Annotated in this window: 24 protein-coding genes; 15 read left to right on the forward strand and 9 right to left on the reverse strand. The window is 63.7% G+C overall.

The annotated features are described in order from the left end of the window. The first annotated feature begins 5 nt into the window (after positions 1 to 5). The 6 genes from nuoI to nuoN are packed head-to-tail and all read left to right on the forward strand — an operon-like array spanning position 6 to position 6,277. The gene (gene nuoI, locus HU763_RS15945) at positions 6 to 554 is read left to right on the forward strand and encodes an NADH-quinone oxidoreductase subunit NuoI (RefSeq protein ID WP_016488223.1); all 549 of its coding nucleotides are present in this window, start codon (positions 6 to 8) and stop codon (positions 552 to 554) included. A gap of 10 nt (positions 555 to 564) precedes the next feature. Further along, positions 565 to 1,065, forward strand: coding sequence for an NADH-quinone oxidoreductase subunit J (gene nuoJ / locus HU763_RS15950; protein ID WP_170030742.1), 501 nt, complete (start codon positions 565 to 567; stop codon positions 1,063 to 1,065). Between the two features lie 3 nt (positions 1,066 to 1,068). Then, the gene (nuoK, locus tag HU763_RS15955; RefSeq protein ID WP_008096201.1) at positions 1,069 to 1,377 is read left to right on the forward strand and encodes an NADH-quinone oxidoreductase subunit NuoK; all 309 of its coding nucleotides are present in this window, start codon (positions 1,069 to 1,071) and stop codon (positions 1,375 to 1,377) included. Continuing rightward, on the forward strand, positions 1,374 to 3,227 hold the full coding sequence (gene nuoL, locus HU763_RS15960) for an NADH-quinone oxidoreductase subunit L (protein ID WP_186686806.1): 1,854 nt from the start codon (positions 1,374 to 1,376) through the stop codon (positions 3,225 to 3,227). Before nuoK ends, nuoL begins: the two co-directional genes overlap by 4 nt. Before the next feature lie 40 nt (positions 3,228 to 3,267). Beyond that, positions 3,268 to 4,800: an NADH-quinone oxidoreductase subunit M gene (gene nuoM / locus HU763_RS15965; protein ID WP_186686804.1), complete on the forward strand. Its 1,533-nt coding sequence runs from the start codon at positions 3,268 to 3,270 to the stop codon at positions 4,798 to 4,800. A 7-nt stretch (positions 4,801 to 4,807) separates the two neighbouring features. Next, positions 4,808 to 6,277 (forward strand): NADH-quinone oxidoreductase subunit NuoN, encoded by a 1,470-nt coding sequence (gene nuoN / locus HU763_RS15970; RefSeq protein ID WP_170030748.1) that lies wholly within the window; start codon positions 4,808 to 4,810, stop codon positions 6,275 to 6,277. A 94-nt stretch (positions 6,278 to 6,371) separates the two neighbouring features. On the opposite strand, the gene HU763_RS15975 is transcribed toward nuoN, so the two are convergent. Further along, positions 6,372 to 6,635 carry an Ogr/Delta-like zinc finger protein gene (locus tag HU763_RS15975; protein WP_170030750.1) on the reverse strand — a complete coding sequence of 88 codons (264 nt, stop codon included), beginning with the start codon at positions 6,633 to 6,635 and terminating at the stop codon, positions 6,372 to 6,374. Between the two features lie 200 nt (positions 6,636 to 6,835). On the opposite strand from HU763_RS15975, the gene HU763_RS15980 reads away from it, so the two are divergent. After that, positions 6,836 to 7,216 carry a helix-turn-helix domain-containing protein gene (locus HU763_RS15980; protein ID WP_186686803.1) on the forward strand — a complete coding sequence of 127 codons (381 nt, stop codon included), beginning with the start codon at positions 6,836 to 6,838 and terminating at the stop codon, positions 7,214 to 7,216. On the opposite strand, the gene HU763_RS15985 is transcribed toward HU763_RS15980, so the two are convergent. From HU763_RS15985 to HU763_RS15995, 3 genes are read right to left on the reverse strand one after another with little or no spacing between them, the layout of a single operon-like run. Continuing rightward, the gene (locus HU763_RS15985) at positions 7,213 to 7,575 is read right to left on the reverse strand and encodes a hypothetical protein (RefSeq protein ID WP_186686802.1); all 363 of its coding nucleotides are present in this window, start codon (positions 7,573 to 7,575) and stop codon (positions 7,213 to 7,215) included. The genes HU763_RS15980 and HU763_RS15985 overlap by 4 nt on opposite strands. Continuing rightward, positions 7,568 to 7,915, reverse strand: coding sequence for a head completion/stabilization protein (locus tag HU763_RS15990; RefSeq protein ID WP_186686801.1), 348 nt, complete (start codon positions 7,913 to 7,915; stop codon positions 7,568 to 7,570). The genes HU763_RS15985 and HU763_RS15990 overlap by 8 nt, the downstream gene beginning before the upstream one ends. 9 nt (positions 7,916 to 7,924) lie before the next feature. Beyond that, a complete protein-coding gene (locus HU763_RS15995; protein WP_186686799.1) occupies positions 7,925 to 8,173 on the reverse strand; it encodes a helix-turn-helix domain-containing protein in 249 nt (82 codons plus the stop codon). Positions 8,174 to 8,393: 220 nt separating this feature from the next. Between HU763_RS15995 and HU763_RS16000 the strand changes: the two genes are divergently transcribed. After that, positions 8,394 to 10,454: a TonB-dependent receptor family protein gene (locus HU763_RS16000; RefSeq protein WP_186686797.1), complete on the forward strand. Its 2,061-nt coding sequence runs from the start codon at positions 8,394 to 8,396 to the stop codon at positions 10,452 to 10,454. Between the two features lie 161 nt (positions 10,455 to 10,615). On the opposite strand, the gene HU763_RS16005 is transcribed toward HU763_RS16000, so the two are convergent. Continuing rightward, on the reverse strand, positions 10,616 to 11,176 hold the full coding sequence (locus HU763_RS16005; protein ID WP_186686795.1) for an NADPH-dependent FMN reductase: 561 nt from the start codon (positions 11,174 to 11,176) through the stop codon (positions 10,616 to 10,618). 156 nt (positions 11,177 to 11,332) lie between these two features. On the opposite strand from HU763_RS16005, the gene HU763_RS16010 reads away from it, so the two are divergent. After that, the gene (locus HU763_RS16010) at positions 11,333 to 11,551 is read left to right on the forward strand and encodes a hypothetical protein (protein WP_186674756.1); all 219 of its coding nucleotides are present in this window, start codon (positions 11,333 to 11,335) and stop codon (positions 11,549 to 11,551) included. Here HU763_RS16010 and HU763_RS16015 read toward each other — a convergent pair. From HU763_RS16015 to HU763_RS16030, 4 genes are all read right to left on the reverse strand, one after another. Beyond that, positions 11,535 to 13,784, reverse strand: coding sequence for an Orn/Lys/Arg family decarboxylase (locus HU763_RS16015; RefSeq protein ID WP_186687154.1), 2,250 nt, complete (start codon positions 13,782 to 13,784; stop codon positions 11,535 to 11,537). The genes HU763_RS16010 and HU763_RS16015 overlap by 17 nt on opposite strands. Positions 13,785 to 13,923: 139 nt before the next feature. Then, on the reverse strand, positions 13,924 to 14,682 hold the full coding sequence (dnaQ, locus tag HU763_RS16020) for a DNA polymerase III subunit epsilon (RefSeq protein WP_186686792.1): 759 nt from the start codon (positions 14,680 to 14,682) through the stop codon (positions 13,924 to 13,926). A 51-nt stretch (positions 14,683 to 14,733) separates the two neighbouring features. Continuing rightward, positions 14,734 to 15,180 carry a ribonuclease HI gene (rnhA, locus tag HU763_RS16025; RefSeq protein ID WP_186686789.1) on the reverse strand — a complete coding sequence of 149 codons (447 nt, stop codon included), beginning with the start codon at positions 15,178 to 15,180 and terminating at the stop codon, positions 14,734 to 14,736. A gap of 13 nt (positions 15,181 to 15,193) precedes the next feature. Next, positions 15,194 to 15,967: a class I SAM-dependent methyltransferase gene (locus HU763_RS16030; protein ID WP_186686785.1), complete on the reverse strand. Its 774-nt coding sequence runs from the start codon at positions 15,965 to 15,967 to the stop codon at positions 15,194 to 15,196. Positions 15,968 to 16,052: 85 nt separating this feature from the next. On the opposite strand from HU763_RS16030, the gene gloB reads away from it, so the two are divergent. The 6 genes from gloB to HU763_RS16060 all read left to right on the forward strand — a co-directional run bounded on the left by gloB (position 16,053) and on the right by HU763_RS16060 (position 24,453). Then, positions 16,053 to 16,832: a hydroxyacylglutathione hydrolase gene (gloB, locus tag HU763_RS16035; RefSeq protein WP_186686782.1), complete on the forward strand. Its 780-nt coding sequence runs from the start codon at positions 16,053 to 16,055 to the stop codon at positions 16,830 to 16,832. A 100-nt stretch (positions 16,833 to 16,932) separates the two neighbouring features. Next, positions 16,933 to 18,363 (forward strand): lytic transglycosylase domain-containing protein, encoded by a 1,431-nt coding sequence (locus HU763_RS16040; RefSeq protein WP_186686768.1) that lies wholly within the window; start codon positions 16,933 to 16,935, stop codon positions 18,361 to 18,363. A gap of 332 nt (positions 18,364 to 18,695) precedes the next feature. Continuing rightward, positions 18,696 to 20,525 carry an extracellular solute-binding protein gene (locus HU763_RS16045; RefSeq protein ID WP_200627678.1) on the forward strand — a complete coding sequence of 610 codons (1,830 nt, stop codon included), beginning with the start codon at positions 18,696 to 18,698 and terminating at the stop codon, positions 20,523 to 20,525. Continuing rightward, positions 20,522 to 22,357 carry an extracellular solute-binding protein gene (locus tag HU763_RS16050; protein ID WP_186688146.1) on the forward strand — a complete coding sequence of 612 codons (1,836 nt, stop codon included), beginning with the start codon at positions 20,522 to 20,524 and terminating at the stop codon, positions 22,355 to 22,357. Before HU763_RS16045 ends, HU763_RS16050 begins: the two co-directional genes overlap by 4 nt. Before the next feature lies 1 nt (position 22,358). Next, positions 22,359 to 23,432: a microcin C ABC transporter permease YejB gene (locus tag HU763_RS16055; protein WP_186688148.1), complete on the forward strand. Its 1,074-nt coding sequence runs from the start codon at positions 22,359 to 22,361 to the stop codon at positions 23,430 to 23,432. 1 nt (position 23,433) lies between these two features. Continuing rightward, positions 23,434 to 24,453 (forward strand): ABC transporter permease, encoded by a 1,020-nt coding sequence (locus tag HU763_RS16060; protein WP_186688150.1) that lies wholly within the window; start codon positions 23,434 to 23,436, stop codon positions 24,451 to 24,453. The last annotated feature ends 1 nt before the right edge of the window (position 24,454 follow it).

Here is a 24,454-nt window from a genome sequence, read left to right on the forward strand (position 1 = left end):
GACCCATGTTCAAGTATATCGGCGACATCGTTAAGGGCACCGGCACCCAGCTGCGCAGCCTGGCCATGGTGTTCTCCCACGGGTTCCGCAAGCGCGATACCCTGCAGTACCCCGAAGAACCCGTGTACCTGCCGCCGCGCTACCGCGGCCGCATCGTCCTCACCCGCGACCCCGATGGCGAGGAGCGCTGCGTGGCGTGCAACCTCTGCGCGGTGGCCTGCCCGGTCGGCTGCATCTCGCTGCAGAAGGCCGAGACCGAGGACGGCCGCTGGTACCCGGAGTTCTTCCGCATCAACTTCTCGCGCTGCATCTTCTGCGGCCTGTGTGAAGAAGCGTGCCCGACCACCGCGATCCAGCTGACTCCGGATTTCGAAATGGCCGAGTTCAAGCGTCAGGACCTGGTGTACGAGAAAGAAGATCTGCTGATCTCCGGCCCCGGCAAGAACCCTGACTACAACTTCTACCGTGTTGCGGGTATGGCGATCGCTGGCAAGCCGAAAGGCGCTGCGCAGAACGAAGCCGAGCCGATCAACGTGAAGAGCTTGCTCCCATAAGGACAGAAAGATGGAATTCGCTTTCTACTTCGCATCCGGGATCGCCGTGCTCTCCACCCTTCGGGTGGTGACCGGTACCAACCCCGTGCACGCCTTGCTTTACCTGATCATTTCGCTGATTTCCGTGGCCATGATCTTCTTCGCCCTGGGTGCGCCGTTCGCCGGCGCCCTGGAAGTGATCGCCTACGCCGGCGCCATCATGGTGCTGTTCGTGTTCGTGGTGATGATGCTCAACCTCGGGCCGGCTTCGGTCGCCCAGGAACGCGGCTGGCTCAAGCCCGGCATCTGGGCCGGGCCGGTGATCCTCGCCGCCCTGCTGCTGCTGGAGCTGCTGTACGTGCTGTTCGTCGCCCCGAGCGGCGCCGCCATCAGCGGTACCACCGTGGGCCCGAAAGCCGTGGGCATCAGCCTGTTCGGCCCGTACCTGCTGGTGGTCGAACTGGCTTCGATGCTGCTGCTGGCTGCAGCCGTCACCGCCTTCCACCTGGGCCGCAACGAGGCGAAGGAGTAAATCATGGGTGCTATCCCTCTCGAGCATGGTCTGGCGGTCGCCGGCATCCTGTTCTGCTTAGGTCTGGTTGGCCTGATGGTCCGCCGCAACATCCTCTTCGTGCTCATGAGCCTGGAAGTCATGATGAACGCCTCTGCCCTGGCGTTCATCGTCGCCGGTGCCCGTTGGGTCCAGCCCGACGGCCAGGTGATGTTCATTCTGGTGATCAGCCTGGCGGCCGCCGAGGCCAGTATCGGCCTGGCCATCCTGCTGCAGCTGTATCGCCGCTTCCACACTCTCGACATCGATGCTGCCAGTGAGATGCGCGGATGAACCTTCTCTTCCTGACTTTCGTCTTCCCCCTCCTTGGCTTCCTGCTGCTGTCGTTCTCGCGCGGGCGCTTCTCGGAGAACCTGTCGGCCCTGATCGGCGTCGGCTCGGTGGGCCTGTCGGCCGCCGTGGCTGCCTACGTCATCTGGCAATTCAACGTTGCCCCGCCGGAAGGCGGCGCGTACAGCCAGCTGCTGTGGCAGTGGATGTCGGTGGACGGCTTCGCGCCGAACTTCACCCTGTACCTGGACGGCCTGTCGGTGACCATGCTCGGCGTGGTCACCGGTGTCGGCTTCCTGATCCACCTGTTCGCCTCCTGGTACATGCGTGGCGAAGCCGGTTACTCGCGCTTCTTCGCGTACACCAACCTGTTCATCGCCAGCATGCTGTTCCTGGTGCTGGGCGATAACCTGCTGTTCATCTACTTCGGCTGGGAAGGCGTGGGCCTGTGCTCGTACCTGTTGATCGGTTTCTACTACAGCAACCGCAACAACGGTAACGCGGCACTCAAGGCCTTCATCGTCACCCGCATCGGCGACGTGTTCATGGCCATCGGCCTGTTCATCCTGTTCGCCCAGCTGGGTACCCTGAACGTGCAGCAGCTGCTGGTGCTGGCTCCGCAGAAGTTCCAGGCTGGCGACACCTGGATGGTCCTGGCCACGCTGATGCTGCTGGGTGGTGCGGTCGGTAAATCGGCGCAGCTGCCACTGCAGACCTGGCTGGCCGACGCGATGGCCGGCCCCACTCCGGTCTCGGCACTGATCCACGCGGCAACCATGGTGACCGCGGGCGTGTACCTGATCGCCCGTACCAACGGCCTGTTCCTGCTGGCCCCGGACATCCTGCACCTGGTCGGCGTGGTCGGTGGCGTGACCCTGGTACTGGCCGGCTTCGCCGCGCTGGTGCAGACCGACATCAAGCGTATCCTCGCCTACTCGACCATGAGCCAGATCGGCTATATGTTCCTGGCCCTGGGCGTGGGTGCCTGGGACGCGGCGATCTTCCACCTGATGACCCACGCCTTCTTCAAGGCCCTGCTGTTCCTGGCTTCCGGTGCGGTGATCGTTGCCTGCCACCACGAGCAGGACATCTTCAAGATGGGCGGCCTGTGGAAGAAACTGCCGCTGGCCTACGCCAGCTTCGTGGTCGGTGGTGCTGCCCTGGCCGCCCTGCCGATCGTGACCGTGGGCTTCTACTCCAAGGACGAGATCCTCTGGGAAGCCTTCGCCAGCGGCAACACCGGCCTGCTGTATGCCGGCCTGGTCGGCGCGTTCATGACCTCGCTGTACACCTTCCGCCTGATCTTCATCGCCTTCCACGGCGAAGCCAAGACCGAAGCCCACGCCGGCCACGGCATCAGCCACTGGCTGCCGCTGGGCGTGCTGATCGTGCTGTCGACCTTCGTCGGCGCCTGGATCACCCCGCCGCTGGCAGGCGTGCTGCCGGAAAGCGCCGGCCACGCCGGTGGCGAAGCCAAGCACGCGCTGGAGATCACCTCGGGTGCCATCGCCATCGCCGGTATCCTGCTGTCGGCCCTGCTGTTCCTGGGCAAGCGCCGCTTCGTCAGCGCCGTGGCCAACAGTGGCATCGGCCGTGTCCTGTCGGCCTGGTGGTTCGCTGCCTGGGGCTTCGACTGGATCTACGACAAGCTCTTTGTCAAACCGTACCTGCTGATCAGCCATATCCTGCGCAAGGACCCGGTTGACCGCACCATCGGCCTGATTCCTCGGATGGCGCGTGGCGGCCACGTCGCCATGAGCAAGACCGAGACTGGCCAGCTGCGCTGGTACACCGCCTCTATCGCCGTGGGTGCCGTGCTGGTGCTCGGTGCCGTGGTAGTGGCTGCGGTATGACTATGAATCTTGCGACTTTGCCAAAGGAAACCAACCCGTCATGATTTTGCCTTGGCTGATCCTGATCCCCTTCATCGGCGGCTTCCTGTGCTGGCTGGGTGAGCGCTTCGGCGCCACTCTGCCGCGCTGGATCGCGCTGCTGACCATGTCCCTGCTGCTCGGCATCGGCCTGTGGCTGTGGGCTAACGGCGACTACACCCTCGCCCCCGCTCCGGGCGCCGAGCCGGCCTGGGCCCTGGAATACAAAGTCCAGTGGATCCAGCGCTTCGGCATCAGCATCCACCTGGCCCTCGACGGCCTGTCGCTGCTGATGATCCTGCTCACCGGCCTGCTCGGTGTGCTGTCGGTACTGTGCTCCTGGAAGGAAATCCAGCGCCACGTCGGCTTCTTCCACCTCAACCTGATGTGGATCCTCGGCGGCGTGGTCGGTGTGTTCCTGGCCCTGGACCTGTTCCTGTTCTTCTTCTTCTGGGAAATGATGCTGGTGCCGATGTACTTCCTCATCGCGCTCTGGGGTCACAGCTCGGCAGACGGCAAGAAGACCCGGATCTACGCGGCGACCAAGTTCTTCATCTTCACCCAGGCCAGCGGCCTGATCATGCTGGTGGCGATCCTTGGCCTGGTGCTGGTCAACTACACCAACACCGGGGTGATCACCTTCAACTACAGCGACCTGCTGAAAGCCGAACTGCCAGCCGGTACCGAGTACCTGCTGATGCTGGGCTTCTTCATCGCCTTCGCGGTGAAACTGCCGGTGGTGCCGTTCCACTCCTGGCTGCCTGACGCCCACGCCCAGGCGCCGACCGCAGGTTCGGTGGACCTCGCTGGTATCTTGCTGAAGACCGCGGCCTACGGCCTGCTGCGCTTCGCCCTGCCGCTGTTCCCGAATGCCTCGGCCGAGTTCGCGCCAATCGCCATGACCCTGGGCCTGATCGGTATCTTCTACGGTGCCTTCCTGGCCTTCGCGCAAACCGACATCAAGCGCCTGGTGGCCTTCTCCAGCGTCTCGCACATGGGCTTCGTGCTGATCGGTATCTACTCCGGCAGCCAGCAGGCCCTGCAAGGCGCGGTGATCCAGATGTTGGCCCACGGCCTGTCGGCTGCCGCGCTGTTCATCCTGGCCGGCCAGCTGTACGAGCGCCTGCACACCCGTGACATGCGCGAAATGGGCGGCCTGTGGCACCGCATCGCCTACCTGCCGGCCATCAGCCTGTTCTTCGCCGCCGCCTCCCTGGGCCTGCCCGGCACCGGCAACTTCGTCGGCGAATTCCTGATCCTGATCGGCAGCTTCGCCAGCGTGCCGTGGATCACCGTGATCGCCACCACTGGCCTGGTGTTCGGTTCGGTGTACTCGCTGATCATGATCCACCGCGCCTACTTCGGCCCGGCCAAGGCCGACAACGTGCTGGCCGGCATGGACGGTCGCGAGCTGATCATGGTCCTGGGTCTGGCAGTACTGCTGATCCTGCTGGGCGTGTATCCGCAGCCGTTCCTCGACACCTCTGCCGCCACCATGAGTGGTGTGCAGCAGTGGCTCGGTTCCGCTTTCACTCAACTCGCTTCGGCCCGGTAAGAGCGCTATGGAATTCACCACTCAACACTTCATCGCATTGGCGCCGATGCTGATCACCACCATCACCACGGTGGTGGTGATGCTGGCGATCGCCTGGAAGCGCAACCACTCGCAGACCTTCCTGCTGTCCACCGTGGGCCTCAACCTGGCCCTGCTGTCGATCCTGCCGGCGCTGAAGGTCGCGCCGCTGGCGGTCACCTCGCTGGTGACCATCGACAAGTTCGCCTGCCTGTACATGGCGATCATGCTGGTGGCGACGCTGGCTTGCGTCACCCTCGCCCACGCCTACCTCGGCGAAGGCTCCAAGGGCTTCCCGGGCAACCGTGAAGAACTCTACCTGCTGCTGCTGATGTCGGCCCTCGGCGGCCTGGTGCTGGTCAGCGCCAACCACCTGGCCGGCCTGTTCATCGGCCTGGAGCTGCTGTCGGTACCGGTCTACGGCCTGGTGGCATATGCCTTCTTCAACAAGCGCTCGCTCGAGGCCGGCATCAAGTACATGGTGCTGTCGGCTGCCGGCTCGGCGTTCCTGCTGTTCGGCATGGCCCTGCTGTACGCCGACGCCGGCAGCCTGAGCTTCGACCAGATCGGCAAGGCCCTGGCCGCCACCAGCATGCCAAGCCTGCTGGCCCAGCTGGGCCTGGCGATGATGCTGGTCGGCCTGGCCTTCAAGCTGTCGCTGGTACCGTTCCACCTGTGGACCCCGGACGTCTACGAAGGCGCCCCGGCGCCGGTCGCCGCGTTCCTGGCCACCGCCAGCAAGGTGGCGGTGTTCGCCGTGGTGGTACGCCTGTTCATGCTCTCCCCTGCTGCCAGCAGCGGCGTGCTGAGCACCGTGCTGGCGGTGATTGCCGTGGCCTCGATCCTGATCGGTAACCTGCTGGCACTGACCCAGAGCAACCTCAAGCGCCTGCTCGGTTACTCGTCCATCGCCCACTTCGGCTACCTGGTCATCGCCCTGGTTGCCAGCAAGGGCCTGGCCCTGGAAGCCATGGGCGTGTACCTGGTCACCTACGTGATCACCAGCCTTGGCGCGTTCGGTGTCATCACCCTGATGTCGTCGCCATACGGCGGCCGTGACGCCGATGCGCTGTACGAGTACCGCGGCCTGTTCTGGCGCCGCCCGTACCTGACCGCGGTGCTGACCGTGATGATGCTGTCGCTGGCCGGTATCCCGCTGACCGCCGGCTTCATCGGCAAGTTCTACATCATCGCCACTGGCGTCGAGTCGCACCTGTGGTGGCTGGTCGGTGCGCTGGTGATCGGTAGCGCGATCGGCGTCTACTACTACCTGCGCGTCATGGTCACCCTGTACCTGGTCGAGCCGAACCTGCGTCGCCACGACGCCCCGCTGAAGTGGGAACAGCGCACTGGCGGCGTGATGCTGCTGGCCATCGCCATTCTCGCCTTCGTGCTTGGCGTGTACCCGCAACCACTGCTGGAAATGGTCCAGCAGGCGGGCCTGCAACTGATCGGCTGATCGCCCCGGCAAAACAAGACACCCCGCTCATGCGGGGTGTTTTTTTATCTGCCTTGTTTTCGCTGCAGGTCGTTCCATCGGGTCCAGTGGCAGCTCATTCATCAGCAGCTCCCTGAGTTACCGTCGGCAACGCCGCCCTGCGCAACTCACCATTGGCCGAAGGCAGGTAAACTTCCGGGTTGGGCATGCCGCTGGGTGAGAGTTCGTGGGTCATTTCGAATTCGGCACGCACTGACCAGCCACACGCCTCGGTTGTGCATTGCAAATAGGCAATGCGCAGGAAAATATGGCGCCCTTCGCTGGTGCGTATGCGCATCCGGCTGTGGCAATGCGGGCAAACCAGCTTGTAGGTACTCACGGCAAGTACCTGCAAGCATGATTCACCGCCAGGCTCTCTAAGAATAATCGTTCAGCTGTGTCAGTATTGGCTGCAAAGTTGAGATTATTCTTCAGTTCAATGTTTCTCATTGCAGAAATGCTCCTTAAAATGCAGGGCTGTATTCATAACGAGTAGTTTAAGCCCATGGAATATCTTTAAACCAGTCATGGATATCTGTTATGAGTACTCATGTACTTGCTGCAGTGCTCACCCGCCTCAAGCTTCTGACCGGCGCCAAGACCGATGCCGAGCTCTCGCGCAAGCTGTCGATCAGCCCGCAGACCCTGAGCAGCTGGAAGGTGCGCGACAGCATTCCCTATTCGCTGTGCGTAGACCTGGCCCGGCAACATGGTTGCTCGCTGGACTGGCTGCTGCTGGGCGAAGCCGCCCCCGTCACCACAGCCCTGGATGACGCCGACTGGGAGCAAGACGTGCTCACGCGGCTACGCACGCTAGCGCCGGCTGATCGCCAGGCCATCCTGCTGCTGATCAAGGACAAGCAACGCATCCAGCAACTGGAACAGCAATTGAATGCGCTGGCCGGATCCGCCACCGGCTAGCCCCGGTTCCGCCAGCGCTGGATGAGCTCGCGCGGGTCTAGTGTATCCAGCCAGACCATGACCTTGAGGCTGATCGGGATCACCACCACCGCAGCCACGAATGCCGCCATGCCGCGTGTCAACAAGGGCGTCAGTGACGACACCAGCGGCTCGAACAAGTGGCCTACCCCGACGGTGACGAATACCAGCAGCAGCTTCTGGCCCAGTTTCAGGCGCCTGGCGGTATTGGTGATCAACCGGTCACGCGCCGCGCTCACCAGCAGTGCACCGAGCAGCGCAGCGAACAGCACATCGCCATCCACTTCCAGCAACGCCACGAGCGCGGCGCACGGCGTGTCGAACAGTTCGGTTTCAGGCATGGTTGCGCCCTCCACGTGCAGTGGGCAAGCACGCCGTCGATCCCAGGTTGTGGCGGACCGCAGCCTCGATAAAGCGCAAGTAGCACACCCGCAATGCGCGCCCATGGTCATGCCTGGCGACATCCTCGAGGCGCTTGTAACCTCGCCTGCGCAGCACCGCTCGCCAATGGGCGAACTCGCGTGCCGCGTCGATGACCGCGCAACGGGCGGCCACTGCCAGTGCGGTTTCGCTGACCGACGGCTGCAGCAGCAGCCGCTCGCGCAGGCTGCTGAGGTCTATGCGAGGCCAGAACGGGTCATGGCTGTCGGCAAAACGTGGAAACAGAGGATCACTGCCCATGTTCGCCCCTCACTGCTCGGCCAACATGCCGTAGCGAATGGCCTTGATCACTGCTGCCACCCGTGTGGGCACATCGAACTTGCGCAGGATGTTCGACACGTGAAAGTTCACCGTCGATTCCTTGCACGCCAGGATCTGGCCGATTTCCCAGGAACTCTTGCCGTAGGCGCACCACAACAGGACTTGCTGTTCACGTGGCGTCAGGCGAACCGGGGCGTCCGCCAGGGGGTGCTGCGAATGTCGTGCGTGGTCATTCATGTTTGAACTCCGCAGGTGATTGACAGAGGCATCGCTGCCGGTCTGCGGCCACCTTACGAAGCGCCTGCCGTGCGGCTCCACCACTGCGGCTTGTAGCGAACTTTCGTACAAAACCACCTGGTGAAACCTGCGGCAAATTAGCCGGATTTCTTCGTGCTTCAAGGGCAATTTCGCTCGTCTCAACGCCGTTGTCATTTGCCCTGTCACCTGGAGTCGTACCATGCGTTGCGTTTTGCCCCTATCGTCCTGCCTCGGCCTGCTGGCTGCCTTGGCTGCCAACCAGCCTGCTGCAGCCTCCTCGGTCGAACTGGACCAGGTGCTGATCACCGACGAAGAGCAGAATGACCTGAGCGCAGCCAGCGAACGCCTGCGCGAGGTGCCAGGGGCCAGTAACCTGGTGGACATGCAGCGTGCCGGACAGGGCCGGCTCGCCAGCAACCAGGACGTGCTGGCCTACCAGCCGGGGGTATTCGCCCAGTCGGCGGGCAACGATGGCATCAAGTTGTCGATCCGCGGCTCGGGCATCAACCGCGCCCCAGGGGCCCATGGCTCCGGGGTGTACACGATGTTCGACGGCCTGCCCCTGACCGGCCCGGGCGGTACCCCCTACGAACTGTTCGAGCCGCTGTGGCTGAGCCGTGCCGAAGTGCTGCGCGGCGCCAATGGCTTCGACCACGGCGCGCTGGCCCTGGGCGGAGCGCTCAACTACATCACCCACAGCGGCTACGACGCCGCGCCGCTGCAGGTGCGCTACGAAGTCGGCAGCCGTGGCTACCAGCACCGCCAGGTCAGCTCGGGCCAGGTAGTGGGCAATCTCGACTATTACCTGGCCTTGACCGATTCCGAATATGACGGCTACCAGGCGCACAGCAGCGGCAGTGCGAAGGGCGTTGCCGCCAACTTTGGCTACCGTTTCAACCCTGACCTGGAAACCCGCTTCTACCTGCGCTACCGGGAAACCGAGAACCAACTGCCCGGGCGCCTGACCAAGGAGCAGATCAAGCATCACCCGCGCGCTGCCAACCCGAACTACCTGGCCCGCGATGACAGCCGCCCCCAGCCGGGCAGCACCTGGCTGGGCAACAAGACCACCTTCTACCTCGACGACGATGCACGCCTGGAAGCCGGCCTGGTCTACCATGACTACCCGATGGACCTGCGCGAAGGCCCGATGCGCCTGAAGGTGGCCTACACCGATGTCAGCGGCACCCTGAACTACTTCCGCCGCGACACGCTGTTCGGCCATGACAGCAAGACCACCGTCGGCTGGCGCACCACCAAGCACCTGCCCAACAGTGGCGCTTCGCAGTTCGCGCGCACTGGCGATATGTTCGGTGCACGCAGCCGAGACTTCACCTACCAGGGTTCGGACACCGTGGTGCATTTCGGCAACGACCTGGAGCTGGTCCCGGACCTGTGGCTGACCAGCGGCCTGGCGATGATCTACACCCGCCGCGAAAGCGCGGTCACCTACCCTGCCGAGGGCGGCAAGGTGAGCATGCATGACTGGGACTATGCACCTCGCCTGGGGCTGCGCTATGACATCCGCCCGGACTTGCAGGTGTACGGCAACCTGAGCCGCTCGGTCGAACCGCCACATCCCTGGTCGCTGATCTGGAGTGCGCCAACCGCCTACCAGCCGATCGAAATGCAGAACCAGACCGCCACCACCCTGGAACTGGGTGCGCGCGGCGATGCGGCAATAGGCCATTGGGACTTGGTCTGGTACTACGCGCAGGTCCGCCATGAACTGCTCGCCGTGGAAATCATGCAAGGCGCCCCGGCCAAGGAATTCAACGCCAGCGCCACCGTGCACCAGGGGCTGGAAGCCGGCCTCGACAGCACGCTGTGGGAACGCGCCGGGACTGGCAGGCTCAGCTTGCGCCAGGCCTACACGTTCAGTGACTTCCACTACCGCGACGACGACCAGTTCGGCGACAACCGCCTGCCCGGCATCCCGATGCACTACTACCAGGCCGAGCTGCGCTATGACTGGCCAAGTGGCTTCTACGCGGGGGTGAATACGCAAATGGCGTCGAAGGTGCAGGTGGACTACGCCAACAGCTTCCACGCCGACGCCTATGCCTTGCTCGGCACGCGCCTTGGCTGGAATTCACCGAAACAGGACTGGCAGACCTGGCTAGACCTGCGCAACCTGACCAACCAGCGCTATGCGGCAACGGTCACACCCGGCTACAACGATGCAGGCAAGGACGTTGCCCGCTCGACACCGGGCGAAGGGTTTGCAGTATATGCCGGGGTTTCCTACAGCTTCCGCTGAACCGCCGTTGTAGGAGCGGCCTTGCGTCGCGAAAGGGCTGCGCAGCAGCCCCGGCAATTCACGTTACGATGCTGAAATTGTGGGGCTGCTGCGCAGCCCGTTCGCGACGCAAGGCCGCTCCTACAGCGGTCGTGCGCTCAGCGCTGATGGCTGAAGGCAGGTCAAACCGCCCTGTTCAATTTCACCCACGAAGCAAACTTGTCGATGAAACCCTGCAGGAATGGCCGAGTCTTGTCGTTGAGCTTGCCGGCATCATCGAACAGGCTCGCCGCCCCACCAATGTAGGCCTCGGGCATCTGCATACAAGGCATGTCCAGGAAAACCAGCGACTGGCGCACGGCATGGTTGGCGCCAAAGCCACCAATGGCCCCCGGCGACACACTGACCACAGCCGTCGGCTTGCCACTCCAGGCACTTTGCCCGTAGGGCCGCGAACCGACATCGATGGCGTTCTTCAGGCACCCCGGCACCGAACGGTTGTATTCCGGGGTGACGAACAGCACCGCATCGCTGCGGCGGATCTCATCGCGAAAACGCTTCCACGATGGCGGTGTCGCATCGGCCTCGACATCCTCGTTGTACAACGGCAAGTCACCGATCTCGACGATCTTCAGCGCCAGGCTGGACGGCGCCAGCTCCGAGAGCGCGCGGGCAACCTTGCGGTTGTAGGAGTCCTTGCGCAAGCTACCGACGACGACTGCTACCGAATACACCTGGGTCATGGCAATTCCAACCTTTGCTGGGTAAAGGGACGTTGTAGTTATAGATGACCGTCGTTCGCCACTTTGGTTTTTTTTCCGCAGGACGAAAACTTCCAACGCGGTTCCACGGTCTATCCGTTCAGACATTCCCTACGCAATTCAGAGGTTTTCACCCAAATGGCAGCAGTAATGGTCGGCCAATTCCACGCCCGTGACGCCGAAGGCCGTATCTACCCCGTGCACGAGTTCCAGGAGTCGACCCTGCAAGTGGACGGCAGCACGCTGGGCGCGCCCATCACCACCTACCGCCTGGCCATCGGTGACAAGGTCAACCACCTGGGTGAAAACCGCTTCGAACTGGCCCGCAGCGGCGTCGAGATCATTCGCATTCCTTGATGCAGTCCACCGTGTAGCAGCCACTGTCGTTCTGCAGGCCGTGCACGTCGGCGACAAAGCCGGGGAAGCCCTGGTTGAACGCCCGGGCAAAGGCCAGGTAGTCGAGTATCGAGCGGGTCGCTTCGGTGAACCGTTCCCCTGGCATGATCAAGGGAATGCCCGGCGGGTAGGGCACCAGCATCACCGCCGCCACCCGCCCCGACAGCGCCTCGATCGGTACCGCCTCCACCTCGCCGCGCACCATCAGGTCATAGGCCCTGGCCGGGCTCACGGCCACTTCCGGCAAGCGGGTGAACAGCCGCTTCAGTTGCTTGGCCGTGGCATTGGCGCGGTAGCAGCCATGCAACTGGTCGCACAGCTCGCGCAAGCCCATGCCCTGGTAGCGGGACGCATCGGCAGCCATTACGCTGGGCAGGCAGTCGTTTAGTGGTGTATTGCCGTCATAGTGGCGTTTGAACTCCAGCAACTCGGTGAGCAATGTGCTCCACTTGCCCTTGGTAATGCCCATGGAGAACAGCACCAGGAAGCTGTACAAGCCGGTTTTTTCCACCACCAGCCCGCGCTCCCAGAGAAACTTGCTGACCACCGCCGCCGGGATGCCATGTTCGCCCAGCGCACCGCCAGCACTCAGGCCAGGCATTACCAGCGTCACTTTCAGCGGGTCGAGCAGCACATAGTCATCGGTCACTTCGGCAAACCCATGCCACTCCGCGCCCGGCTGCAGTAGCCAGTCCTGCGCGGCCAGGTGGTGGATGCCTTCGGCGCCCGGCGGCTGCCAGATGCTGAACCACCAGTCGTCTGCGGCAATGTGCTCGCGCAGGTTGGCCAGGGCGCGGCGAAAGCTCAGGGCCTCGTCGAACATCTCCTGCAACAGCGAATGCCCGGCCGGGCCCTCCATCATGCTCGAGGCGACATCCAGCGAGGCAAGGATGCTGTACTGCGGCGAGGTGGAAATGTGCATCATGAACGCTTCGTTGAAGCGGTCACGGTCCAGCTGGCGCCTGGCGCCGTCCTGCACGTGAATCATCGAGGCCTGGCTGAACGCGGCCAGCAGCTTGTGGGTGGAATGGGTGCTGAACACCAGCGGGCTGTCTGCGCCGCAGGCCGTGCCCATGGCATAGCGCCCGGTGAAGAAGCCGTGGAACGCCGCGTAGGCGAACCAGGCCTCGTCGAAGTGCAGCACCTCGACACTGGCGCCCAGGGTCTGCTTGATCAGCCCGGCGTGATAGCACAGGCCGTCGTAGGTGGAGTTGGTCACCACCGCCAGCTTGATGCGCTGCCCGCGGTCGCGCGCGAGCGGGTTGGCCTGTATCTTCGCCTGGATCGACGCCGGGCTGAACTCACTGAGCGGGATCGGCCCGATGATGCCCAGTTCGTTGCGCTCGGGGCACAGGTACAGCGGGATTGCGCCAGTCATGATGATCGCATGCACCACCGACTTGTGGCAGTTGCGATCCACCAGCACCAGATCGTCACGGCCAACCATGGCGTGCCAGACGATCTTGTTGGCGGTGGAGGTGCCATTGATCACGAAGAACGTGTGGTCGGCACCGAAGTTGCGCGCCGCCCTGGCCTCGGCTGCGGCCAGGGGGCCGGTGTGGTCGAGCAGCGAGCCCAGTTCGGGCACCGAAACCGACAGGTCCGAGCGCAGGGTGTTTTCCCCGAAGAACTGGTGGAAGGCCTGGCCCACCGGGCTTTTACGGTAGGCCACGCCACCGCCGTGGCCCGGCGTGTGCCAGGAATAGTTGGATTGCGCGGTGTGCTGCACCAGGGCCTTGAAGAACGGCGGCAGCAGGCCATCGAGGTAGCTGTGCGCCGCACGCGCCACTTGGCGCGCGAGAAACGGCACGGTGTCTTCGAACAGGTAGAGAATGCCGCGCAGCTGGTTGAGCTCGCTCATGGCTTCGGCGGGGGCGTTTTCCAGGGTGACCTGTTCGCCGAGGGCGAAGATCGGCAGGTTGGGCGCCCGCAGGCGAGCCAGGCGGATCAGCTCGGCCATGTTCTGCAGCAGGTGGGTATTTTCGGCGACGCCTTCGGCGGCGATCAGCATGCAGGCCAGGCCGTGGTGGGTGGTGACCACCAGGCGCGCTTCAGCGTGGTCGGCAGCCTTGATGACGGTAAAGCCGTCCTGGCTCAGCTCCTCGGCGATACCACGCACACGCTCGCCAGCGACGCTGTCGGCCTTGATGGCACGATGGACGATGAGGATGGGGAACTTGAGGTCCTTGTACATCAGGTGGCTACCTCCGAAGGACATGGCGTCCATTTCAGGGTAGTTGACGTGCCTGTCTTGAGGTTGAGGTGGCGCGTAAATCGAGCGCCGCGCGGGCGGCGCTCGATCTCACCGACACCACACAACCCAAGGCGAAAATTCAGCCGGCAGTTGTCTCGGTCAAAGCCTGCCACATTGAGGGCCCACCGGCCGACTTGGCAATCGCTGCCAGGCGCTCGGCATGCGCTTCCAGCTCCTCGGCAGTGGCCATGATCACCGGCCCGGGCGTACGCCCGACAATCCGGCGGATCTCGCTGCCGCCAGCCGCCTGCCCGTCACCGTCGGCGTCAGCGCCGTGGCCCGCCAGCGACAGGCTGGTCTGGCCACCGGTCATCGCCAGGTAGACGTCAGCCAGCAGTTCCGAGTCGAGCAGTGCGCCGTGCAGTTCACGGCCCGAGTTGTCGATGTCGTAGCGTTTGCACAGGGCATCGAGGCTGTTGCGCTGCCCTGGGTGGCGCGCGCGTGCCAGCAGCAGGGTGTCCAGCACGGTGCAGTGCTGCGAAATGTCCGCGCGCTCGTGCTGGCCCAGCAGGGCGAACTCGTTGTTGATGAAGCCAACGTCGAACGCCGCGTTGTGGATGACCAGCGTGGCGCCCTGGATGAATTCGAAGAATTCCTCGGCGACATCGGCGAAGCGTGGCTTGCCGACCAGGAAGGCATCGGTGATGCCGTGGACGTTGATGGCGCCCTCGTCACTCTCGCGGTCCGGCTGCAGGTAGACGTGGAAATGCCGCCCGGTCAGGCGCCGACCGATCACCTCGACACAGCCGATCTCGATGATCCGGTGGCCTTCGCTGACCGGCATACCCGTGGTTTCGGTATCGAGAATGACAAACCGCTTATCTTGCTGCTGCTCCACGCAGGGCGCTCCAACTTGCATCAGTTACAAAGGCGGCGATTGTACCCCAGCTCAGCGCTGCGCGCGCACCTCATCGACCCCGCGGTTGGCCAGCTGGTCGGCGCGTTCGTTGCCGGGGTGGCCGATATGCCCGCGTACCCATTTCCAGGACACCTTGTGGCGGTTGACCTGCTGATCCAACAGCTGCCACAGGTCGGCGTTCTTCACCGGCTCCTTGCTCGCGGTCTTCCAGCCGCGCTTCTTCCAGTTGGCCATCCATTCATTGATGCCCTTCATCACGTACTGTGAGTCAGTGGTCAGCACCACCTCGCATTCGCGCTTGAGCGCCATCAGCCCCTGGATCGCCGCCATCAGTTCCATGCGGTTGTTGGTGGTTTCGCGTTCGCCGCCCCACAGTTCCTTTTCGACGCCCTTGTAGATCATAAGGACTCCCCAGCCGCCCGGGCCAGGGTTGCCCTTGCAGGCACCATCGGTAAACATCTCGACGCTTTCGCTCATGTACTACTCATGTTCAGTGCTTTTCAGTGTCCGGATTGACCGCTGTGCGGTTGACCTTGGCCAGCGGCAGCGGCAGCAGCTTGCCCATCGGTTCGCGACGTTCAGGGCGCAGCGGCCGCAGGCCTACCACCATCTTGCGCGCCACCAGCAGGTAGACGCCGCCACCGGAACCCTGCCAGCCCCCAGCCAGGCGTTCCCAGCCCGCCAGGCGCTGCTGCCAGGCGGCAGAGGCAAGCGGCGGACGATAGCACCCGAAGCGGCGTTTCTCCAGCGCGAAGCCCAGCAGGTTGAGCCAGTCCCCCACCCGCGAAGGCGAGATGCAGCGGGCTTTGCGCAAGGCGCCATGGCTGAACAGGTGGCGCACGCCCCAACTGCTCCACGGGTTGATGCCGACGATCAGCAGGTGCCCGCCAGGGCGCACCGCGCTGGCCGCCTCGCGCAGCAAGCCATGAGGCGACAGGCTGAAATCCAGGCCATGCTGCAGCACCACCACGTCGGCGGCGTGCTCGCTCAGCGGCCAGGCCTGTTCTTCACAGACGATCTCCACCCCTGGCAGCGGCGCGCCCAGGCGCACGTTGCGCTGCACCTGCGGGGCGCTGGGTGGCGGCTCGGCGCATGGCCCATAGTGGACAAGGTAACCGCCGAAGAAGCGCCCGAGCTCTTCTTCCAGCAGTTTTTCCTCCTCCTTGAGCATCAGCTGGCCGAGTGGGCCGTTGAACCACTCACGGGCCAGGCTGATCAGCTTGACCCAGTCCGGGTCGGCCTGGGCAAAGGCTTGGTCGGTCATTGCGCTCTCCCTCGAAGGTTCTCGCACCGCGCCATCGCGGCTAAGATGCCCTCATGTGCCACGCTAGGCGAATCGGATCCGCACCATGATACAGATCGATGCTCTCCCCGCTTTCTCCGACAACTACATCTGGTTGTTACAGGATACTGCCAAACGCCGCTGCGCGGTGGTCGATCCGGGAGATGCCGGCCCAGTGGAAGGCTGGCTGTCGGCGCACCCGGGCTGGGTGCTGAGCGACATCCTCGTCACCCACCATCACAATGACCACGTCGGCGGCGTGGAACGGCTCAAGCAACTGACCGGGGCGCGGGTGTGCGGCCCGGCCCGGGAACGCATTCCCTGCCGTGACCTGGCGCTGGACGACGGCGACCAGGTGGCCGTGCTGGATGTGACCTTCCAGGTACTGGCAGTGCCCGGCCACACCCTCGGCCATATCGCCTACTTCAGCGACCAGCCGGCAACGCCCGTGCTGTTCAGTGGCGACACCCTGTTCGCCGCCGGTTGCGGACGCATGTTCGAGGGTACCGCCGAACAGATGCAGCCGGCCCTGGCTCGGCTGGCGGCGCTCCCCGCGTCCACCGAAGTGTACTGCGCCCACGAATACACCCTGAGCAACCTGCGCTTCGCCCAGGCGGTGGAACCGGGCAACCAGCATGTTCAGCAACGGTTCGCTGACGTTGCCCGCTTGCGCGCCGACAATCGCATCAGCTTGCCATCAACGATCGGCCTGGAACGCCTGACCAACCCCTTCCTGCGCACCTCTGAAACATTAGTTAAACAAAAAGCAGACGAATGGAAGGGACAATCAAACCCCTCGCATGTCGCTGTTTTTGCTGCCTTGAGGTCTTGGAAGGACGGCTTCTGATAACCCCAAGATATATCGCAAGCGAGGCTCAACGGTTGACCCGGCCCGGAGCGGTTTCTAGAATCGCCGAAATTTTTCGCCCGGAAACCTGTGTCAGCCGATGTCTTCACGTAGCCGCAGAACCTCTCATTCCGTCGCCCTGACGCGCCTGGCCCAAATCAGTGCGCTGGCCCTGGCCGCCACCCTGGTGGGCTGCCAGAGCACCCGTCAGCTCGACGAATCCGATAGCGTTCGCGCGCACAACTACCAAGCACGGATCAAGCACAAGCCATCCCCGTTGCAGGTCAAGCCGGCCGAGCAGCCGCCACAGGACGTGTGGGAACGCATGCGCCAGGGCTTTGCCCTGCAGGACAACATCGACGTCAACCCGCGCATCGAACAGCAGCGCCTGTGGTTCGCCAGCAACCCGAGCTTCATCGAAACCGCCGGCGAGCGCGGCAGCCTCTACCTGCACTACATTGTCGAGCGCCTTGAAGAGCGCGACATGCCGCTGGAACTGGCCCTGCTGCCAGCCATCGAAAGCGCCTACAACCCGATGGCCTACTCGCGCGCCCACGCCGCGGGCATGTGGCAGTTCATCCCGTCCACCGGTCGTCATTTCAACCTGCGCCAGACCAACTTCTACGATGGCCGTCGCGACGTGACCGCCTCGACCAACGCCGCGCTGGACTACCTCAGCCGCCTGCACGACATGTTCAACGGTGACTGGCTGCTGGCCCTGGCCGCCTACAACGCCGGCGAAGGCACGGTCAGCCGCGCCATCGAACGCAACGAACGGCTCGGCCTGCCGACCGACTACTGGAACCTGCCGCTGCCCCAGGAAACCCGCGACTACGTGCCCAAGCTGCTGGCCTTGTCGCAGGTGGTGCTGACGCCGGAAGCCTATGGCGTGAACCTCAACCCGATCGCCAACGAACCCTACTTCGAGGCGGTGGCCATCAACGACCGCCTCGACCTGTCGCGTGTGGCCGCCTTCGCCAACATCGACGAAGACGAGCTGATCCAGCTCAACCCGGCGTACAAGAAACGCATGACCGTGGACGGCCCGCAACAACTGCTGGTGCCGACCGCAAAAGCGCAGCTGCTGAGCGACAGCCTGTCCAACCTCAAGCCCGAGCAACTGGTCAGCCTGCAGCCGAACCAGGCCGTGTTCGCCCGTGCCGTGGCCGAAGCCCAGGCACCGGTGGCGGCGCGCAGCTACCGGGTCAAGCGCGGCGACAACCTGGGCAGCATTGCCAAGGCCAACCGCGTTTCGGTCAAGGACATCAAGCGCTGGAACCGGCTCTCCGGCAATAGCGTACGCGCCGGCCAGGTGCTGGCCCTGCGCGGGGGCAATGCGCCAAGCGCGGCTGCCAACCGGGTAGCGGCATCCGGCAAGCGTTCCACCCAATACAAGGTGCGCAAGGGCGACTCGCTGTACCTGGTGGCCAAGCGCTTCAACGTTGAAATGCAACACCTCAAGCGCTGGAACCCGCGTAGCGGTCACGCCCTGAAGCCAGGCCAGACCCTGACCGTCTACCTCTCGCATTGATCCTCGCCTGCAGCATTGACCGGTAGCTGTAGGAGCGGCCTTGTGTCGCGACAGGGCTGCGCAGCAGCCCCAGATCATTGAAGGTGATGCCGATATCGCTGGGGCTGCTGCGCAGCCCTGTCGCGACACAAGGCCGCTCCTACAGCTTGAACTGCGCCCCAATGATGGACAGGTGTTCAAGATCAAGGGCGCAGGTCAGCTACCGCGTCATGCCCGTTAGGCAGAAGCAGGCAAGCTCGCCCACCCCACCTTCAAAACCTCTCTTTTTCCAACCCCACCAAGCTGTTACTGTACCCCGATCAAAGCCCAACGCCTCTGGATCGGATGCCGACTTGATACGTCCCCTCCTGCTTTCACTCAGCCTGGCCTTGAGCTTTCCCGCAGCCGCGATGGTGAGCGAAAGCCACGGATACGCGCAGTTCGGCACGCTCAAGTACCCAGCCACATTCACCCATTTCGACTGGGTCAACCCGCATGCGCCCAAGGGCGGCACCTTGCGGGCGATGGCCTTCGGCACCTTCGACACCCTCAACCCCTACACCTTCAAGGGGTCGAGCCCGATTACCACGCCCAATTTCCAGCAATACGGCATCAGCGAGCTGAACGAGCCGCTGATGGTCGGCACCGGCCAGTACGACCCGTCCGGCGACGAGCCGACCTCCAGCTACGGCCTGATCGCGCGTTCGGTGGAGTACAGCGAGGACCGCAGCTGGGTGGTGTTCAACCTGCGCCCGGAAGCCCGCTGGCACGACGGCAAGCCGATCACCTCGGCAGACGTGGCCTTCAGCTATCGCACGCTGCTCAAGGACGGCCACCCGATCTACCGCACCAACCTGCAGGAAGTGCAGCGGGTGGATATCCTCGGCCCGCTGCGCATCCGCTTCGTGTTCAAGCGCGCCGGCAACCCGCTGCTGATCCTGCGCCTGGGCGAGATGCCGGTACTGCCCAAACACTATTGGCAAACGCGCGACTTCAAGGCCACCACCTTCGAGCCGCCGCTGGGCAGCGGCCCCTACCGCATCACCGAGGTCCAGCCCGGGCGCCGGCTGGTGTTCGAGCGGGTGAAGAACTACTGGGGCAAGGACCTGGCGGTGAACCGTGGCAAGTACAACTTCAACCGCGTCGAATATGAGTTCTATCGCGATGCCACGGTGGCCTTCGAAGCGTTCAAGGCCGGCGAGTTCGACATCTATATCGAGCACCAGGCAAAGAACTGGGCCAACGGTTACAACTTCCCCGCCGTGCGCCGTGGCGAGGTGATCAAGGCGCAGATCCCGCACCGCATCCCGACCCAGACCCAGGGCTTGTTCATGAACAGCCGGCGGGCGACCTTCAGCGACCCACGGGTGCGCCAGGCATTGGGGCTGATGCTCGACTTCGAGTGGACCAACCGCGCGCTGTTCAGCGGCGCCTACCGCCGCTCGACCAGTTACTACCCCAACAGCGATTTCACCGCCAGCGGCCTGCCCACCGGCAAGGAATGGCTGCTGCTGGCACCGTTCCGCGACCAGTTGCCGGCCAGGCTGTTCAGCGAACCGTACAAGGTCAGCCAGACCGATGGCCGCGGCATCGGCCGCCAGACCCTGCGCCAGGCCCTCGGCCTGCTCGCCGAAGCCGGCTGGAAGCTCGATGGCCAGCGCCTGGTCAACAGCAAGGGCCAGCAACTGCGCATGGAGCTGCTGTTGGTCAACCCCAACCTTGAACGCATCCTGCAGCCTTATGTGGAAAACCTGGCCAGCATCGGCATCGATGCACATTTGCGTACCGTCGACCGCGCCCAGTACAAACAGCGCCTGGACCAGTTCGATTTCGACATGATCCTGATGACCCTGAACCAGACCCTGAGCCCTGGCCTTGAACAGTGGCTGTACTTCCACTCCAGCCAGGCCACGACCAAGGGCAGCAAGAACTATGCTGGGGTCCGCGACCCGGTGGTCGACCACCTGCTCGACACCCTGCTCGCCGCCCGCAGCCGCGATGACCAGGTGGCCTCCGCCCGCGCCCTGGACCGCGTGCTGTCATGGCAGTACTACATGATCCCCAACTGGTACCTCGATAATCATCGCCTGGCCTACCGCAACCGGTTCGCTTTTGTCACCACGCCGCCCTACACCCTCGGGCTGAACAGCTGGTGGATCAAGACTTCGGAGAAAGCCCAATGATGCCAACGCACCGCCTGCGCCGGCTGGCCGGCAGCCTGTTGCTTGCCTGCCTGAGCCTTCCCGCCCTGGCCGCACCGCAACACGCACTCACCCTGTACGACGAGCCAGCCAAATACCCGGCCGACTTCAAGCACTTCGACTACGTCAACCCCGACGCGCCCAAGGGCGGCACCTTCCGCCAATCCAGCTTCGGCGGCTTCGACAGCCTCAACCCGTTCATCAACAAGGGCGTGTCGGCCGAGAACATCAGCATCATCTACGACACCCTGATGCGCCAGAGCCAGGATGAGCCGTTCACGGAATACGGCCTGGTGGCCGGCAAGATCGAGAAGGCCCCGGACAACAGCTGGGTGCGTTTCTACCTGCGCCCCGAAGCACGCTTCCACGACGGCCACCCGATGCGCGCCGACGATGTGGTATTCACCTTCAACGCCCTGATCAAGGACGGTGCGCCGCTGTACCGCCAGTATTACTCCGACGTTGCCGAAGTGGTCGCCGAAGACCCGCTGAAGGTGCTGTTCCGCTTCAAGCACCGCAACAACCGCGAGCTGCCGCTTATTCTCGGCCAGCTGCCGGTACTGCCCAAGCACTGGTACGAAACCCGCGAATTCAACCGCGGCAACCTGGAAATCCCGCTGGGCAGCGGCCCGTACAAGGTCGCCGAAGTGAAAGCCGGGCGCTCGATACGCTACGAGCGGGTCAAGGATTACTGGGCCAAGGACCTGCCGATCAACCGCGGCTTCTACAACTTCGATGTGATGACCTTCGATTCCTACCGCGACACCACGGTCGCCCTCGAAGCATTGAAGGCAGGGGCGTTCGACTATGCGCTGGAGGTCAGCGCGAAGAACTGGGCCACCGCGTACGACATACCGGCCGTACGTGACGGCCGCCTGATCAAGGAAGAGCTGCCCAACGGCAATCCCACCGGCATGCAGGGCTTCATCTTCAACATCCGCCGCCCAGTGTTCCAGGATATCCGCGTGCGCCAGGCGCTAAGCCTGCTGCTGGACTACGAGTGGACCAACAAGCAGCTGTTCAACGGCGCCTACACCCGGACCGGCAGCTACTTCGAGAACTCGGAAATGGCTGCCCGCGGCCTGCCCAGCCCCAGCGAGCTGAAAATCCTCGAGCCGCTGCGCGGCAAAGTGCCCGAGCAAGTATTCAGCGAGACCTTCCACAACCCGGTCAGCGACGGTAGCGGCATGATCCGCGAACAGCAGCGCCAGGCCTACAAGCTGCTGCAGGAAGCGGGCTGGAAAATCGTCGATGACAAGATGGTCGACGCCCAGGGCAAGCCGGTGAGCATCGAGTTCCTGCTGGCACAGACCGAGTTCGAGCGCATCCTGCTGCCGTTCAAGCGCAACCTCGCCGACCTCGGTATCGAGCTGAACATCCGCCGGGTCGACGTGTCCCAGTACATCACTCGCCTGCGTTCACGCGACTACGACATGATCGTCGGCGGCTACCCGCAGTCCAACTCGCCGGGCAACGAGCAGCGCGAGTTCTGGTCCAGCGCTGCCGCCGACAACCCCGGCAGCCGCAACTTCATCGGCCTGCGCGACCCGGCCATCGACCAATTGGTGGAACAATTGATCAACGCCGATTCACGCCAGAGCCTGATCGACCACTGCCGCGCCCTCGATCGCGTGTTGCTGTGGGGTTACTACGTGATCCCCAACTGGCACATCAAGACCTGGCGCGTGGCCTACTGGAACCACATCGGCCACCCCAAGGTATCGCCCAAGTACGACATCGGCATCGACACCTGGTGGATCAAGCCCGGCGTGACGCCGGCGGTCAGCGCAACCCCTGCGGACGAGGCCAACTGAGATGCTGGCCTATATCCTGCGCCGCCTGCTGCTGATCATCCCGACCTTGTTCGGCATCCTGATCATCAACTTCATCATCGTCCAGGCCGCCCCCGGCGGCCCGGTCGAGCAGATGATCGCCAAGCTCGAAGGCTTCGAAGGCGCCACCAGCCGGATTGCCGGTGGCGGCGCCGAAGTGTCGGTGGCCGGTTCCAACTACCGCGGCGCCCAAGGCCTGGACCCGGCCTTGGTCGCCGAGATCGAGCGCATGTACGGCTTCGACAAGTCGGCGCCCGAACGCCTGTGGATCATGATCAAGAACTACGCCCGCCTGGACTTCGGCGACAGCTTCTTCCGCGATGCCAAGGTCATCGACCTGATCATCGAGAAAATGCCGGTGTCGATTTCGCTGGGGCTGTGGAGCACGCTGATCATGTACCTGGTGTCGATCCCGCTGGGTATCGCCAAGGCCGTACGCCACGGTAGCCACTTCGACGTGTGGACCAGTTCGGCGATCATCGTCGGCTATGCCATCCCGGCGTTCCTCTTTGCCATTCTGCTGATCGTGCTGTTCGCCGGCGGCAGCTACTTCGACTGGTTCCCGTTGCGCGGCCTCACCTCCAACAACTTCGACGAGCTGAGCACCACCGGCAAAGTGCTGGACTACTTCTGGCACCTGGTCCTGCCAATCACCGCGCTGGTCATCGGCAACTTCGCCACCATGACCTTGCTGACCAAGAACAGCTTCCTCGACGAGATCAACAAGCAGTACGTGGTCACCGCCAAGGCCAAGGGCCTGAGCCGACCGCGCGTGCTGTACGGCCACGTGTTCCGCAACGCCATGCTGCTGGTGATCGCCGGGTTCCCTTCGGCATTCATCGGTATCTTCTTCACCGGCTCGTTGTTGATCGAGGTGATCTTCAGCCTCGACGGCCTGGGCCTGATGAGTTTCGAGGCGGCCATCAACCGCGACTACCCGGTGGTCTTCGGCACCCTGTTCATCTTCACCCTGCTGGGGTTGGTGGTGAAACTGATCGGCGACCTGACCTATACCCTGGTCGATCCACGCATCGACTTCGCCAGCCGGGAGCACTGACATGGCCCTGTCCCCCCTCAACCGTCGGCGCTTCGAGCGCTTCAAGGCCAACCGCCGTGGCTGGTGGTCGCTGTGGCTGTTCCTGATCCTGTTCGGCCTGAGCCTGGGCGCCGAGCTGATCGCCAACGACAAGCCGATTGCCGTGCGCTACGACGGCGCCTGGTACTTCCCGGCGTTCAAGCGCTACCCGGAAACCACCTTCGGCGGCGAATTCCCGCTGGAGGCCAACTACAAGAGCCCGTACATCCGCGACCTGCTGGCGAAGAAGGACAGCTGGGTGCTGTGGGCGCCGATCCCGTTCAGCTACCAGAGCATCAACTACGACCTGCGTGTACCGGCCCCGGCGCCGCCGTCGGCGGACAACTGGCTGGGCACCGATGACCAGGGCCGCGACGTGCTGGCACGGGTGATCTACGGCTTCCGTATTTCGGTGCTGTTCGCCCTGACCCTGACCCTGCTCAGTTCCATCGTCGGCGTGATCGCCGGGGCCCTGCAGGGCTTCTATGGTGGCTGGGTCGACCTGGCCGGGCAGCGCTTTTTGGAAGTCTGGTCCGGCCTGCCGGTGCTGTACCTGCTGATTATCCTGGCCAGTTTCGTGCAGCCGAATTTCTGGTGGCTGCTGGGCATCATGCTGCTGTTTTCATGGATGAGCCTGGTGGACGTGGTACGCGCCGAATTCCTCCGCGGGCGCAACCTGGAATACGTGCGCGCCGCCCGTGCCCTGGGCATGCGCAATGGCGCGATCATGTACCGGCACATCCTGCCCAATGCCATGATCTCGACCATGACCTTCATGCCGTTCATCCTCACCGGCGCCATCGGCACCCTCACCGCGCTGGACTTCCTCGGTTTCGGCCTGCCGCCTGGCGCACCGTCGCTGGGCGAGCTGGTTGCCCAGGGCAAGTCCAACCTGCAGGCGCCATGGCTGGGCATCAGCGCCTTCGCCGTGCTGGCGCTGATGCTGAGCCTGCTGGTGTTCATCGGCGAATCCGCCCGCGATGCCTTCGACCCGAGGAAGTGAC

Source organism: Pseudomonas anuradhapurensis (genome assembly GCF_014269225.2).
GTDB classification, from domain to species: domain Bacteria; phylum Pseudomonadota; class Gammaproteobacteria; order Pseudomonadales; family Pseudomonadaceae; genus Aquipseudomonas; species Aquipseudomonas anuradhapurensis.